The sequence below is a fragment of the Xanthomonas pisi DSM 18956 genome (genome assembly GCF_001010415.1).
GTDB lineage: Bacteria > Pseudomonadota > Gammaproteobacteria > Xanthomonadales > Xanthomonadaceae > Xanthomonas > Xanthomonas pisi.
In genome coordinates, this window is the sequence record NZ_JPLE01000022.1 from 49,029 (window position 1) to 64,348 (window position 15,320).

Annotated in this window: 9 protein-coding genes and 1 pseudogene; 5 read left to right on the forward strand and 5 right to left on the reverse strand. The window is 63.9% G+C overall.

Features of this window, described 5'->3' with window-relative positions:
- Positions 1-31: 31 nt before the first annotated feature.
- Entirely contained in the window at positions 32-1,342 is a 1,311-nt protein-coding gene (locus Y887_RS18245; protein ID WP_052764946.1) for a DUF6531 domain-containing protein, read from the forward strand.
- Positions 1,333-4,395, forward strand: coding sequence for an RHS repeat-associated core domain-containing protein (locus Y887_RS18250; protein WP_052764948.1), 3,063 nt, complete (start codon positions 1,333-1,335; stop codon positions 4,393-4,395). The genes Y887_RS18245 and Y887_RS18250 overlap by 10 nt, the downstream gene beginning before the upstream one ends.
- A gap of 482 nt (positions 4,396-4,877) precedes the next feature.
- Here the strand turns inward: Y887_RS18250 and Y887_RS06535 are convergent, their stop codons facing one another.
- Positions 4,878-7,574, reverse strand: a complete 2,697-nt coding sequence (locus Y887_RS06535) for a bifunctional acetate--CoA ligase family protein/GNAT family N-acetyltransferase (RefSeq protein ID WP_046963570.1) — start codon at positions 7,572-7,574, stop codon at positions 4,878-4,880.
- A gap of 292 nt (positions 7,575-7,866) precedes the next feature.
- Between Y887_RS06535 and Y887_RS06540 the strand changes: the two genes are divergently transcribed.
- The gene (locus Y887_RS06540; protein ID WP_146093448.1) at positions 7,867-8,907 is read left to right on the forward strand and encodes a hypothetical protein; all 1,041 of its coding nucleotides are present in this window, start codon (positions 7,867-7,869) and stop codon (positions 8,905-8,907) included.
- Positions 8,908-8,972: 65 nt separating this feature from the next.
- Here Y887_RS06540 and mgtE read toward each other — a convergent pair whose 3' ends face one another.
- Entirely contained in the window at positions 8,973-10,340 is a 1,368-nt protein-coding gene (gene mgtE / locus Y887_RS06545) for a magnesium transporter (protein ID WP_046963571.1), read from the reverse strand.
- A gap of 593 nt (positions 10,341-10,933) precedes the next feature.
- On the opposite strand from mgtE, the gene Y887_RS06550 reads away from it, so the two are divergent.
- Both Y887_RS06550 and Y887_RS06555 read left to right on the forward strand, forming a co-directional pair.
- Positions 10,934-11,761: a carbonic anhydrase gene (locus Y887_RS06550; protein ID WP_046963572.1), complete on the forward strand. Its 828-nt coding sequence runs from the start codon at positions 10,934-10,936 to the stop codon at positions 11,759-11,761.
- A gap of 239 nt (positions 11,762-12,000) precedes the next feature.
- The gene (locus tag Y887_RS06555) at positions 12,001-13,818 is read left to right on the forward strand and encodes a monovalent cation:proton antiporter-2 (CPA2) family protein (RefSeq protein ID WP_046963573.1); all 1,818 of its coding nucleotides are present in this window, start codon (positions 12,001-12,003) and stop codon (positions 13,816-13,818) included.
- 334 nt (positions 13,819-14,152) lie between these two features.
- Here the strand turns inward: Y887_RS06555 and Y887_RS20150 are convergent, their stop codons facing one another.
- The 3 genes and pseudogenes from Y887_RS20150 to Y887_RS20935 all read right to left on the reverse strand — a co-directional run.
- Complete coding sequence (locus tag Y887_RS20150; protein WP_157004316.1) at positions 14,153-14,323, reverse strand: hypothetical protein; 171 nt, start codon at positions 14,321-14,323, stop codon at positions 14,153-14,155.
- Positions 14,324-14,350: 27 nt separating this feature from the next.
- Complete coding sequence (locus Y887_RS18735; RefSeq protein WP_084725951.1) at positions 14,351-14,899, reverse strand: transglycosylase domain-containing protein; 549 nt, start codon at positions 14,897-14,899, stop codon at positions 14,351-14,353.
- 160 nt (positions 14,900-15,059) lie between these two features.
- Positions 15,060-15,320 (reverse strand): annotated as a pseudogene (locus Y887_RS20935) (hypothetical protein); the annotation flags it as partial.

A 15,320-nucleotide genomic window follows, 5' to 3' on the forward strand; every position in this document is an offset into this window, starting at 1 on the left:
CCCTGCATCCAGGGGACAAAGGGACAGGGACATGCTGAGGAAGCATTGGCTGGCGTATGCCGGCGTGGTGGTGGTGGCACTGGGGTTTCTGCCGGAGACAGCCTCCGCCGCAGCGGTCTATATCTGTAGATCCGGCACCTCGTCGGTTTCCTCGCAAGTGCCTGTCTGGGTACGGGACTGCTGGTGGCAGGATGTTCCCGACAGCGGCGGCAATGCAGGGGTCGTGAGTTCACCGCCGACGGGTGGAGGCGCGGGAGGCGCTTATGTCACGCCTCCCGCCAACACGGCCATCGCGGGACGCGATGCCCAGATCAAGGACGCCTGCGATGTGGACCAAGGCCAGGTCACGGTGGGCGCGCCGGCCACGGTCGGCAATCCCATCGTCTTGGCCACAGGCAACAAGATCGAGAAGGAGGTCGACTTCCTCTCCGGTGGCGACATGGGATTGCAGCTGAGCCGAACCTACAACCACTACTGGACCGGCGCCGGCCTGTTCGGCAGGCAGTGGATCAGCAATTTCGACTACAAACTGTCCACCGGCACCACGGTCGACAGCTGTTATCCACGGCCCGGCGGCGGCAACTGCGGATTGAGCGGCAACGTCCTGTATGCCTGGCGCCCGGATGGGACGACGCTCAAGTTCACGCTCAACAGCGAGCTTGGCGGCATCTACGTCACCAGCGGCAACCGCGGCTGGCCCCGCATCGCCCAGCGTTCGGACGGGAAGTGGGTATTGACCGATGAGAACAATGCCACGGAGGTCTATTCCGCCTCCGGCTATGTCGAGTCGGTGACCAACCCCTACGGCATCGGCTGGACCTACAGCTACAACGGCACGTTGCCGACACGGGTGACGCATACCTCGGGACGCTATGTCGAGTTCAGCTGGAACGGCAACCAGTTGATCGCCGTGCGCGATCCGGCCGGCAATTACTACGGCTACGCCTATCATGCCAACCAGTTCGGCAGCGGCCTGCATCGGCTGGCGTCGACCTCCCAACCCGGCGATCCGGCCACCACGACGGTCTACCACTACGAGCTGTCGGCCCGTCCCGGCGCGCTCACCGGAAAATCGATCAACGGCACGCGCTATTCCACCTTCGGTTACGACAGCAATGGCTATGCCGTCAGTACCCAGCACAACGGTCTGAACAAGAACACCCTGGCCTACACGCCGGGCGCCAACGGACTGCTGACGGTGGTGTCCACCAATCCGCTCGGGAAGCAGGCCACCTATGTCTTCCAGGACGGCAAGCACAAGGAAACCACGGGGCACCCAGCACTTATTGCGCGGCGACCTATGCCGCCACCGGCTACGACAGCAACGGCAACGTGGCGTTGACCTCCGATTTCAACGGCAACGAAACCCTCTACCAGCACGATGCAGCTGGACGCCTCGTGCAGAAGATCCAAGCCAATGGCACGGCCTACGCCCGCAAAACCACCTACGCGTGGGACACCGGCAAGAACCGGATCGCCAGCATCACCGTCGGCGGAACAGCCGTAGGCAGCGAACTGCTGCAGACCCAGTACAGCTATGGCGCCGACAACCGCATCGCCCGGATCACGACCACCAACCTGTCCAGTGCCGTGCCCGCCAGCCGCACCCGGCAGCGCGTGGTCGATTACACCTACACGCAGCATGCCAACGGCATGCTGGCGAGCGTGCGCACCAATGATCCTGCCAGCGGCAGCAGCACCCAGACCTTCGACACGCTCGGCAACCTGGTAGCGGTCACCAACGCGATGGGGCATGTCACCACCTACAGCGGCCACAATGGGCTGGGACAGCCGGGCGCCGTGGTGGGTCCCAACGGCGACCGTACCGAATACGTCTACGACGCCCGTAGCCGGCTGATGCTGAATCGGCAATTCCCCAACGGCTCCACCGCGGCCGAGACGGTCTACGCCTACGACGGCTTCGGCCGGCTGTCATCGGTGACCACGCCCGATGGCATCAAGACCTTGCGCCTGTACGACAACGGCGACAACCTGAAGAAGTTGAGCCGGGCCGTCAGCGGCATCCTGCCCAACCGTGGCACGACCGAAGAGCGCACGCTGGCCTACGATCTCGCAGGCAACCCGATCAGCCTCATCGACCAGGCGATCGAGGAGCAGACCCTGTGCTTTCCCACCAGGGGAGGCGGTACGCCGCATCCGCCGCCGTGCCAATCCGGCGAAGCGCAATCGAAGGCGCTCTATCCAGTGGAGAAATATCGGGCCTACACGGACTACGACGAGCTCGGGCGCGTGCGCGCCCAGCGCGGCAACAACGGCCAGAGCGTGCAGTACAGCTACGACGGCAACGGCAATGTCGTGCGCGCGCGCGACGCCGCTGGCCGCGAGACCATGCTGTCCTACGACCGGTTGGATCGCGTGATCCAGTCGCGCGATCCGCATGGCAATACCACCTTCTTCGACTACGACGCGCTGGACCGCCCAACCCGGATCGCCGACCCGCGCAACAAGATCACCACCTACCTCTACGATGGCTTCGGCGACCTGTGGTGGCAGTCAAGTCCCGACAGTGGCGTCACCACCTTCGAGTACAGCACCTCAGGCCTGCGGACCCGGATGGTGCGTAACGACGGCGCGTCCACCAGCTACGGCTATGACGCGATGGGACGCCTGACCGCCATCACCGCGGACGGCCAGACCATGAGCTACGGCTACGACTGGTGCAGCAATGGCAAGGGGCGTCAGTGCAATGCAGATGGCCCTAACAGCATGATCCGCCATGAGTACGAACCGGATGGACGGATGCGCACCCGCCGCGAACTGACCACCGGCGGCGGCGTACAGTCCGACTACTGGACGTTCTACTACTACGATGCCCAGGGCCGTCCGAACGCCATCACCTACCCCAACGGCATCGCGGTGGGCTACGGCTACACGTCAGGCCGGCAGACCAGCATGACCGTCAACATCAACGGCAACGTCAGCAACGTGGTGACCGGCACCCAGTTCCGGCCCTTTGGCGCGATGGTGTCGTGGTTTCATGGCAATGGCCTGCCGCGGGGGTTGCTCTACGACGTGGACGGCAGATTGCTGGCCATCAGGGTGCTCAACGGCAGCACGGAGAACACCGCGCTGCAATCGCTGACCTACAGCTACGACAGCCTGAACCGGATCACACGCATCGCCAATGGCATCAACGCCAACCTGAGCCAGGACTACGCCTACGACGGACTGGATCGGCTGACCGGCGTCACCTCCGGCTCCGGCAACCAGGCCTTTTACTGGGACGCCAACGGCAACAAGACCCGGCACACCTGGACCTGGGACGAACTGGTGGGCGTAGATGCCGGCAGCAATCGCATCACCAGCATGGGGCCGCACCAATACGCCTACGATGGCCGCGGCAACCGCAGTTCCCACAGCTTCAACAGTTCAACGGCTAGCTACGGCTACGACGGGTTCAACCGGATGACCAGCGTCGGCCGCAGCGTGGCGACCTCCTTCGTGGAACCGAACTACGACGCGGTGGGCTATTCGGTGGAGACCAACCAATACGGCTACAACGCCTACAACGAACGGGCCTGGAAAGCTGCGCCCAGCTACGGCTGGTTCCGCTACGTGCATGGCCCCAGTAGTCAATTGCTGGCCGAACACAAGGATAACGGAGATGTCTGGACCAACTACCTGTGGTTCGGCGGCGAGCTAGTCGGGCTGGTGCGCAACGGCCAGCTATATCACGTCCACAACGATCACCTGGGCCGCCCGGAGATCGTGACCAACAGCAGCAAGGTCGTGGTATGGCGTTCCGAGAACTACGCCTTCGACCGGCGGGTGACCCAAGACGGCATCGGTGGGTTGAACGTCGGTTTTCCGGGGCAATACCACGACCAGGAGACAGGGCTTTGGTACAACGTGAACCGCTATTACGACCGTCGGTTGGGAAAATATACGCAGAGTGACCCGATTGGACTGGCTGGTGGGTTGAATACCTATGCATATGTAGGAGGGAATCCAGTCAATCTGATTGACCCCTTGGGCTTGCGAGCTTTAACCGATTGTGAAAAATCAGTCCTTTCGGATATTTTCCGAAATAGCATCCTGGAAAAAATAGATGTAAAGACTGGAATTCCTAGCTTCGCTCCACCAGGAACGATCGGGTTGACGGTAGGGAATAGCGTGTATTTGGCGAAAGATTCTCCCAATACATCCAGTGGCATCGTTCTCCTAGGACATGAAATTGAACATGCATCGCGTTACAACGACATAGGTGTCACAGGATTTCTTGCATCCTATTTCGGGCAATATTTACTAAATAAAGCATCTGGCATGAATGAAAATCAAGCATATCGAAATATCGATACCGAGCGTGACGCGCGAACAGTTGAGAATTACTTCAGAATTGCAACCAGTGAAGGGGTGAAATGTGGCTGCGATTAGAAAAGCTCTCTTCCTATTTCTCCTGCTCCTTTTGAGCTGCTCGGCACCCGATCCAGATAGGGATTTCTTCGTTTCTAACTATGCAAGGGGCGACGATCTCTGGCTACAGAGGCTTGATAGCTCAAGACAGATCGATATGTTCTTTGCTTCGCACAGAACCAGGCCAGCCAGTTACTATGTCGACCAGTGGATCATCGACAACAAGCCGGACTTGCTCAAGACAATGCGTGGTGAATTGGATCGCCGAGGAACTGATGAGGATGTAGAGGCTTATCTCCATATCGTTGATCGATTGCACGCCAACGGGACAATCGATGCGAAGGAGGTGAATACCTTGAACCTGGCACCTCTCTGCAAGAGAGCGCAAGCTGCCAAAGCCGTATGCGCATCGGGTTCACGTCGGTAGTGGCAAGCAACCCCTGAATAGTGCAGCGCGGATGCGCGAGACTCTCCACTCAGAGCGAGCAGGCCAGCATGCCTGCTCACCCCGCGGCCACTGGCAGCTGCACATTCATCAGTGAGGCATCCTCCGGGTCAGGCGTGACCTTGAAGCCCAGGCTCTGGCACATCGCCAGCATGGTGCGGTTCTCGCGCAGCACCTGGCCTTCGATCTGCTTCAAGCCCAGCCAGCGCGCGTACTCGATCATGATGCGCATCAGCTGCCAGCCGATGCCGTGGCCCTTGAGGTCGGAGCGGATCAGGATGCCGTACTCGCCGCGCTCGTAATCGGCGTCGGCGTGTAGGCGCACCGCGCCGAGCATGTCGCCGGTCTTGGGGTCGATCGCCACCAGCGCGATCGAGCGGGCATAGTCGAGCTGGGTCAGCCGCGCGATGAATTCATGGCTGAAATGCTTCACCGACTGGAAGAAGCGCAGCCGCAGGTCTTCGTCGGTGACACGGGCGAAGAACGCGCGGAACAGCGCATCGTCTTCCGGGCGCACCGGGCGCACCAGCGCGTGGGTGCCATCGCCGAGCGCGATCTGGCGCTCCCATTCCTTCGGATACGGGAAGATCGCAAAGCGCGGATGGCCGCGGCCTTTGTGCAGCTTGCGCGCCGGCGCCACCGCCACGCGCGCGTCCAGCGCGATCACGCCATCGCGGTCGGCCAGCAGCGGGTTGATGTCCAGCTCGGTGATTTCGGGGATGTCGGCGGCCAGCTGCGCGAGCTTGACCAACACCAGCGCCACTGCACGCTCATCGGCCGCCGGCACATCGCGGTAGGCCTTGAGGATGCGCGACACGCGCGTGCGGCCGATCAATTCGTGCGCCAGGCGCAAATCCAGCGGTGGCAAGGCCAGCTCGCGGTCGTTGATCACTTCCACCGCGGTGCCGCCGCGGCCGAACACGATCGCCGGGCCGAATACCGGGTCGTCGGCGATGCCGGCAATCAACTCGCGCGCCTTGGGCCGCAGCACGGTGGGCTGCACGATCACGCCTTCGATGAAGGCATTGGGGTGCGCGGTGCGCGCACGCGCCAGGATGCCGGTGGCCGCTTCGCGTACTGCCGCCACGCTGGACAGGTTCAGACGCACGCCATCCACATCGGACTTGTGCGCGATCTCGCCGGACAACACCTTCAAGGTGACCGTGCGCCCCATTGCCAGCAGCGGATCGGCCAGCAAGGCGGCCTCGTTGGCGGTGGCGGCCACCTGCAGCGGCACGATCGGGATGCCGTAGGCGGCCAGCAGCCGGTTGGTGGCCACCGGGTCGAGCCAGCGCCGCCCGGCGGCCAGGGCGTCGTCGACCACTGCGCGGGCGATGCCGGCATCCACCACGAAATCTTCCGGCAGGCTGGGAGGGGTCTCCATCAGCGCCGCCTGCGCCTCGCGGTAGCGCACCAGGTGGGTGAAGCCGCGCACCGCGTCCGATTCGGTGGCATAGGTGGGCACGCGCGCGGCATTGAGCGCGGCGATCGCTGCATCGTCCTGGCCCAGCCACACCGCGAATACCGGCTTTTCGCGCTGGTAGCGGTTGCGTTGATCCAGCGCGCGGGTCAGCGCCTTGGCCGCATCGGCCGAGGAGGTGAACGCGGTGGGCACGTTGACCACCAGCAGCGCATCGTTCTCCGGGTCGTCCAGCAAGGCTTCGATCGCCGCGGCATACCGCGGCCCGTCGGCATCGACGATGATGTCGACCGGATTGCTGCGCGACCAGCCCTGCGGCAGCGACTGATCCAGCCGCTCCAGCGTCTTGGCCGACAGCTCGGCCAGGGTGCCGCCGCGTAGCACCAGCTGGTCCACCGCCAGCTGCCCCACCCCGCCGCCATTGCTGAGGATGGCCAGGCGCCGGCCGGGAAAACTGCCGAGCCGGCCCAGGGTTTCGGCGGCGGCGAACAATTCGTCCAGCGCGCCCACCCGCAACAGCCCGGCACGTGCGAATGCCGCGCCATACACCGCATCCGAGCCGGCCAGCGCCTGCGCGTGGGTGTCGGCGTTGGGATTGATGCGGAACTGGCGCCCGGACTTGACCACCACCACCGGCTTGGCGCGCGCGGCGGCGCGTGCGGCCGACATGAACTTGCGCGCATCGCCGATGCGTTCGACGTAGAGCAGGATCGCGCGGGTGCGGTAGTCGGTGGCGAAGTAATCGAGCAGGTCGCCGAAATCCACATCCAGCGTGTCGCCCAGCGACACCACCGCCGAAAACCCCACCGAACGCGCCACGCCCCATTCCACCAGGGCGGCGGCAATGGCGCTGGATTCGGAAATCAGCGCCAGGTCGCCGGCCTGCGGACAGTGCGCGGCGATGCTGGCGTTGAGCCGCGCATGCGGGGCGATCACGCCCAGGCAGTGCGGGCCGAGGATGCGCATGCCCTTGGCCCGCGCGGCCGCTTCCATGCGCGCGGCCGGCGAACCGGGGCCACGGCCCAAGCCTGCGGTGAGGATGATCGCCGCGGCCACCCCACGCCGCGCGGCGATCGACACGACGCGCGGCACGATGCGCGCCGGCGCGGTGATCACCACCAGGTCCGGCACCCACGGCAGATCGGTCAGCCGCGCCACCGTGCGCACGCCGTCGATCTCGCTGTAGCGCGGGCTCACCCAGCCGATCTGCCCGGGAAACCCGGCCGCGCGCAGATTGCGCACCACCGCCCGCCCGGCCGAGCGATCGCGCGGGCTGCCGCCCACCACCGCCACGGTGCCGGGACGAAAGACCTGTTGCAGGTGATAGGTACTCATCGTGCGGGGGAGAACAATGCCATCGCGCTACGGTACACGCACTGGCGTTTCAGGACATGGCCGGACGCGAGCAGCGACTGTGCGGCGCGCTGCAGGGCGGCGCATCAAAACATACCGGACGCCACAGTTCCGGTGATGAAGGCATCCGAGCCTGACGTATGCATCCGATCGGACAACCGCACTTCGCATATCCGGCAACCGCAACCACTGCAAGGAGCATTAGTACGCCAGAGGAACAATCCAGCGCCCAAACGCCCCTTTGGACCCACGTCACACCGCAGCGGAGCACGCCATGAAGATGTGCAACACACGCCTGAGCCACCTCGTCGCCTCGGTTGTCATGGTGTCCTGCGCCAGCGCCTACGCCGCAACCGGGGGCATCCAGGAGGTGGCACAGGCGAATGCAACAGCCGATGCGCAGACCCCAGCGACGCCGGCAGTCCAGCATGCCTGGCAGACCGCTGTCGTCGCGCAGGAGCAAACGACAACCGGCTGTTTTTTAGCGAAGACTCCATCAACCGAGTGGAAGCGCGTGCCGTGTCGGCCTGCCGCCAAGGCACAACCGGTGCGCCGCCCCGCCACGGTGACGGCCTGGATGCCGACAGCGGCATCGATGCAGGCCGAGGCCATCACCGACTATGCGCTTGGGGCCAATGGCCTGATTCGTAAGGCGCAGGGCAGCTTCCCTGTGGTCAGCGGAGTGCACACGATTCGCAGTAACGGTACGACGGCATCCACCGATGAATTCAGCCTGCAACTGGACTCCGATGCCAATGCATCGACCAGCGCGTGCGCGGGTCACCCCGACTGCCATGTCTGGCAACAATTCATCTATGCCATGCACGGAGAAGGCGCGGTTTTCATGCAGTACTGGCTGATCAATTACGGCCAGGCATGCCCTGGCGGATGGTCAGGCGAAGGTTCCGGCAGCTGTTACCGCAACAGTGCCGCCATCGCAGTGCCGGCAATCGCCACCACGCGGTTGGGCAGCCTGACGTTCAGCGTTGAGGTGAGCGCGGGCGGCAGTGACACCGTCACGTTGCTGGATGGCGCGCACGCCTACCGCGTCAGCGCGCCAGACAGCGTGCTGCAATTGGCAACGGTGTGGAGCGGCGCGGATTTCAACATCCTCGGCAACGGAAACGGCGGCAGAGCCTTCTTCAACACCGGCTCGCTGGTGACGACCCGATTGGCTGTCAACGATGGCACCCACAAGGCCCCGCGCTGCATCGGCAACGGCGCGGTGAGCGGCGAGAGCAACAACCTGCATCTGGGCAACTGCACGGCCTCGGCGGGCACCTCGCCCTCCATCCAGTTCACTGGACGGAACTGAGCCCGACGCTGACGGCTGCAGACGTCTCTGTATGCAGCCGCCATCACGCCAGCGTGGCGCAGACGTTACAACAACGTGCCGCTCAGGATCGCCGCGGCAATGCTGAAGTAGATCACCAGCCCGGTGACATCCACCAGCGTGGCCACGAACGGCGCCGAGGCACTGGCCGGGTCGAAGCCGAGCCGTTGCAGCACGAACGGCAGCATCGAGCCGGAGAGCGAGCCGAAGGTGACGATGCCGATCAGCGCCGCACCGATGGTCAGCGCCACCATCTGCCAATGCGGGCCGTAGTCGTACAGGCCGGCGGTCTGCCAGAGGGTGATGCGCACGATCGCCAGCACGCCCAGGATCGCGCCCAGGGTCAGCCCGGTGGGCAGCTCGCGCAACGCCACCTTCCACCAGTCGCCCAGGCGGATCTCGCGCAACGCCAGCGAACGGATCAGCAGCGAGGTCGCCTGCGAGCCGGAGTTGCCGCCCGAGCTCATGATCAACGGAATGAACAAGGTCAGCACCACTGCCTTGGACAACTCGTCCTCGAAGTGCTGCATCGCACTGGCGGTGAGCATTTCGCCCAGAAACAGCACGCTCAACCAGCCGGCGCGCTTCCTGATCATCTGGCCGAAGCCGATCTGCATATAGGGCTTGTCCAGCGCTTCCATGCCGCCGAACTTGTGCACGTCTTCGGTGGATTCGGCGATCAATGCATCGAGCACGTCGTCCACGGTAACGATGCCCAGCACATGCCCGCGCGCATCCACCACCGGGATCGCGAGCAGGTCGTGGCGGCGGATCAGGCGCGCGACCTCCTCCTGGTCCAGCGCCGGGTCCACGGTGACCGGCGGATTGACCTGTGCCACGTCCAGGATCGGTGCCTCCGCCGCACCGGTGATCAGCCGGCGCATGGTGACCACCTGCTGCAGCACGCGGGTCTGTGGGTCGAGCAGATAGATGGCGTAGACGGTCTCGCGGCTACGCTCCACTTCGCGGATGTGCTGCAAGGTGCGGCCCACTGTCCAGTCGGCCGGCACCGCCACGAATTCGGTGGTCATCAGCGCGCCGGCGGTGTTGGGCGGATAGCGCATCAGCGCCTGGATCGACAACCGCGCTTCGGCACTGAGCAACCACAGCAGCGGCTGGCGCTGCTCGGCATCCAGGCCATGAAAGATGTCGGTGGCGCGGTCGTCGGCCATCTGGCCGAGCAAGGATGCGGCCTGCTCGGCCGGCAGCAGGGCGATCAGTGCGCTGGCATCGCGCAGCTCGGGCTGTTCGAGCAGTTTCACCGCACGCGGTGGCGGCAGCGCGGCCAGCACCTGTGCGGCCTCGTCGCGGTCGAGGGTGTTGAGATATTCCACCGCATCGGCCGTGTTGAGCTCGGCCAGGGGGGCGGTCAAGGCATCGACGCCTTGGGCAAGGCGCAGGGTTTCGTTGTACATGGTGGTTCGCCTGGTGACGACCGTCGTCGATGACAGCCGGCGAACCTGAGCCTCAGGCGCGCGCCAGCTGGGTCATCGACCCGGGTCTAGGGTGACTGTCGCTGGACATGAGTAAGGGCTCCGAAAGGTGCGCACCGACCGGTGATCCGGGCGGCAGCGCGGCGCAGTCTGCGCGCCTGCGCCCGCTTGGTCAATGCCCTGTGCGCACGCCGCTTCCCGAAGCCGGGCGGCACAGGCCGTGCCGACCTTGCACGCGTGCGCGACCTCCGATGCACAGATCGTCGGCGTGGCCTGGATCGTGCCCGCTCACGAGCTGCAGACGCTGGCGTGGACAGGTCGGCGACATGGCCGCCATAGCGCGGAATCGCCCTGCCCGGCCAAGCTGTCGGCAGCGCACCGACGCAGCATTCGAACGACGCCAGGACCGCGGCCAATACGCTGATATGGAGCGGAACAACCGGCTGTCGCCGCGCTGCGCTCAGGGTCACAGTTCATTGCTACAGTCCGCTTCCCGCAACGCCCGGCGCGTTGTTCCTCGCCATGGCACCGGCCATCGCCTCCCCGCGCACGTAGTGTTCTTCAGGAGTTTGTGCATGTCGTCTTCCAGGTTGCTTCTGTTACGTCGCATCACCCCGTTGTGCCTGTGCATCGCCGCCAGCTGGGGCGCCGTGGGCATGGCACAAACCAAGCTGCCCGAGAGCACGCCGGTGGAGGCGCACGAGACCGCGCCGCACGCTGGGCACGAATGGGGCTACACCGGCCCGGAAGGTGCCGAGCATTGGTCGGAGTTGGCCAAGGAAAACGCGCTGTGCGGCAATGGCCAGCAGAACAGCCCTATCGATCTGAAGGGCGCCATCGACGCCAACCTGGGCACACTGCTGCTGAATTACAGCGCCGTGCCACTGGTGGTGCGCAACACCGGCCATTCCATTCAGCTGGATCTGTACGACGGCGGCAACATGGCGACCGGCGGCAAGCAGTACCAGGCGCTGCAGTTGCACTTCCATCATCCCAGCGCGCACCTGTTGAACGGCCGCCGCTTCCCGATGGAAGCGCACCTGGTGCATCAGGGCCCGGACGGGACGCTGGGTGTGCTGGCGATCTTCTTCGAAACCGGCAAGGCCAACCCCGCCTTCCAGCGTGTGCTGGACGCCATGCCCAAGGACAAGGATCAGACCCGGCAGGTTGCCAACGCCACGGTCAGCGCCAACGATTTTCTTCCGCTTAAAACGCAACGCGGCTTCTATCGCTACGAAGGCTCGCTGACCACGCCACCGTGCAGCGAAACGGTGGACTGGGTGGTGCTCAGCCAGCCGGTGCAGGTGTCGGAGGCGCAGATCAACGCATTCGAGCGCGTGTATCCGTTCAATGCCCGCCCGCTGCAACCGCTGGATCGGCGGTTCCTGCTCAAAAGCCGCTGAAAGGCTGGCTACCTGCCGCGTGCATTTTTCGCACGCGGCACGGTATGCGCGGGAATGGGAGTATTGGCGTAAGCGCAGCAGCGCCCGCTGCGTGCGCATGTTCGGTGCACGGGCCCACGCATCGATGCGCGCAGCGAACCCTCTGGCGCGCGCTGCGTAGCGGCGGCAGATGTGGCACATGCGTGCGAGCCGTCCAGCCGGTGTGCGCGGCATAATGCGCACCTCAACGGAGAACGTACATGCATAGCGGCGGTCTGGAACTGGCTCTGGTGCTGATGCTGGCCGCCATCGTGGCGGTGCCGGTGTTCAAGCGCTTCGGCCTGGGCGCGGTGCTGGCCTATCTGGTCGCCGGCGTGGTGCTGGGCCCGGATGGCGTGGGCGTGGTGCAGGACGCCGAGCGCATCAGCGGCGCAGCCGAGATCGGCGTGGTGATGCTGCTGTTCGTGATCGGCCTGGAGCTCTCCCCTGCCCGCCTGAAGGTGATGCGCCACTCGGTGTTCGGCGCCGGCGCCACCCAGGTGGTGGTGACTGCCACGATCCTGGGCGGCCTGCTGATGCTGGGCAACCTGGGCTGGAAAACCGCGCTCATCGTCGGCGTGGCGCTGGCGTTGTCGTCCACTGCGGTGGGCCTGCAGCTGCTGGCCGAACGCAAGGCGCTGGGCAGCGACTACGGGCGTCTGGCCTTCGCCATCCTGCTGTTTCAGGATCTGATCGCGATCCCGCTGCTGGCAGCCATCCCACTGCTCGGCGGCAGCAAGAACGCCACCCTCGCCTGGCCGGATGTGGCCAAGGCGATGGCCGCGCTGGCCCTGGTGATTCTGTTCGGGCGCTTCGTGCTGCGCTACCTGTTCAACATGGTGGCGCGCACGCGCATGCCGGAGGTGTTCACCGCCAGCGCGTTGCTGGTGGTGCTGGGCACCGCCTGGATCATGCAGGAAGCGGGACTGAGCGCCAGCCTGGGCGCCTTCATCGCCGGCGTGCTGCTGGCCGATTCGGAATTTCGCCACGAACTCGAATCGCAGATCGAACCGTTCGAAGGCCTGCTGCTGGGCCTGTTCTTCATTTCGGTGGGCATGGGCATCGACCTCAATCGCGTGGCTGCCGAGCCGGGATTGATCGCCGCCGGCGTGGCGATCTTGCTGGTGGTGAAGTTCTCGCTGCTGGTCGGCATCGGCAGCGTCGCCAAACTGCCGCTACGCAGCAGCCTGATGCTGGGCAGCGTGTTGTGGCTGGGCGGCGAATTTGCGTTTGTGGTGTTCAACGAGGCCGATCGGGTCGGCCTGCTGGACCCGGCCAATCATGACCGCCTGGTGGCCATCGTCGGCGTGTCGATGGCGTTGACGCCCGTGTTGCTGCTCGGCATGCAGCGCCTGCTCAACGGACCGCTGCGGGTGCAGGCGCCCAAGTCCGAGCGCCCCTTCGACACCATCGATGCGCAGTCACCGCAGGTGCTGATCGCGGGCGTGGGCCGTTTTGGCCAGGTGGTGGCACGCCTGCTCACTTCGCGCCACGTGCCGTTTGTGGCACTGGAACACAATCCCGACACGGTGGCAGATATCCGCCGCTTCGGCGGCGAACTGTATTACGGCGACCCGACCCGGCCGGATCTGCTGCGCGCCGCCGGTGCCGACCGCATCAAGGTGTTCGTGATCACGTTGGACGACCCGGAAACCAATATCAAGACGGTACGCATGATCCGCCGCCTCTACCCGCAGGCCACCGTGCTGGCGCGTGCGCGCAACCGCCAACATGCCTGGAAACTGATGGACCTGGGCGCCGAACCGTTCCGCGAAGTCTTCGCCACCAGCCTGGAACTGGGCGGACGCGTGCTGACCTCGCTCGGCGTGACCGATACGCTCGCACGCGAACACGTCGAGCGCTTCCGCAAACACGACGAAGACCTGATGCGCGCCCAGCACCTGGTCTACGACGACGAGGCCAAGGTGATCCAGACCTCGCGCGACGCGCGCGAAGACCTGATGAATCTGTTTGAAGCCGACGTCAAGGCGGATGTGGATGGGGATGATGAAGCGGTGGCGGCGGCGCGGAAGACGTGAAAATGCATGCGCTGCCTCCGCGATTAGCGCATCCGCTGCCTGATTCCGTGCCGCAAACCGCTACGATAAAGCAGCGAGCTAGCCTCGACACGCGGGCGTGCTTCACTTCGCACCTAACATTTCCGGGGCGCACGATATAGCCGCGCCTGACCGATGACCCTCAACTGCCCTTGCTGAATCGCCAAGTGAGAAACACGCACGACGCGACGACGAGAAGCGCAAAAGCACCACCGATTTGCCGACGAGTGTAGCCAGACGCCCCGACCAAGAACCGTCTGCCGAAGTAGCCAAGTAGAGAGCCCAAGACCAGGTCGACTGGAACGATCAAGAAGGCTCATTCGCCACGACGATCGTCCGCGAACTTGGTTAACCCAAAGGTCGCCGCCGAGGCACTGATTCCCGCACCCAACAGACAGGCGCCTGCGACAAGCAGCAGCGTGCCCAACAATGTTTTCATCGATCGCAGGAATTTTTCTATTTTTCTGGCTCCATAGAAATGCTTCACATCATGATGCGGCAGCGCAGTGGGGCGCTAAAGTCCGCTTCGTGCATCGGAAATCAGACGATCGCGACGCGCAGACAGACTGGCAGGATCGCGTGCATACACACCCGGCGCCCGCGTATACGCGACCAATGTAGCCGCCTCACGGTCATCCAAGTCACTGAGCGGCTTTGCAAACATGCGTCGGGACAACGCATTCAAACCTGTCCCCTCTCCGTTGTAGGCGAGCGTGGAATAGAGCGCAAGCACCTCGTCCTCGGACAGATGCAGAGAAATCAGTCGTGCCCACAGAAACTGCTCTATGTGTGATCGAAACACGCCACTACGTTGCAGAAAACGTGAGTGCAGTCGCATCGCAACCACCTCGGAAGGTGATGCGCCTTTACTGTGCAGCGCATGGACATACAGGCGGATATTAGCTGGAGGTGAACGGTCAAGAGGATCCGCGTTGCTGAGGATGGTCCGGAGATCGCCTACGCGAGGCGCAACTACAAATGCGTCATACGCCACAAATGCAAAGACAGGTACAGCCAGCATCGCCGCGACAATAAGAACCAGAAATTTTAAGTAAGGCTTCATATGAGGTCACTTGTTGTTATCTGGATCGACGTACTACAGCTGAGTAGCTTTGCACGAAACACTCATGGCAATTACTCTGGCCAGCGCATGCAATTTGAATCCGCCAGTAGTTTCATAGTTGCCGAGCCAGCGACCGGCTTCCTCGTAGAGCGCATAAGTATCAGTAGTTCTTGGATAGAGGGGTGCCTGAGTAGTTCTGATTGAACCCACTCACCGCATCAAACCGCTGCTCAGGGAGGCGCATATCGAAAACGAATTCCGTTCCATCTGCATCTGGGTGTTGACTGGACGCAGTGTTGCCGAACGCTTCGCTGTTCGGGCTCCACTTCCACACAGCAACGTCTCGGACGGTATCAATGACCATGCGCGGGCTGCCGAGGTGGTCGGGTTCGATGTAGTGTAGTTGACCGCCGTTGGCCAG

Bases quoted from the DNA above. Each gene is read 5' to 3' on its own strand.
- Y887_RS18245 (WP_052764946.1), top strand. From the start codon at position 32: ATGCTGAGGAAGCATTGGCTGGCGTATGCCGGCGTGGTGGTGGTGGCA.
- Y887_RS06535 (WP_046963570.1), bottom strand. From the start codon at position 7,574: ATGAGTACCTATCACCTGCAACAGGTCTTTCGTCCCGGCACCGTGGCG.
- Y887_RS06540 (WP_146093448.1), top strand. From the start codon at position 7,867: ATGAAGATGTGCAACACACGCCTGAGCCACCTCGTCGCCTCGGTTGTC.
- mgtE (WP_046963571.1), bottom strand. From the start codon at position 10,340: ATGTACAACGAAACCCTGCGCCTTGCCCAAGGCGTCGATGCCTTGACC.
- Y887_RS06550 (WP_046963572.1), top strand. From the start codon at position 10,934: ATGTCGTCTTCCAGGTTGCTTCTGTTACGTCGCATCACCCCGTTGTGC.
- Y887_RS06555 (WP_046963573.1), top strand. From the start codon at position 12,001: ATGCATAGCGGCGGTCTGGAACTGGCTCTGGTGCTGATGCTGGCCGCC.
- Y887_RS18735 (WP_084725951.1), bottom strand. From the start codon at position 14,899: ATGAAGCCTTACTTAAAATTTCTGGTTCTTATTGTCGCGGCGATGCTG.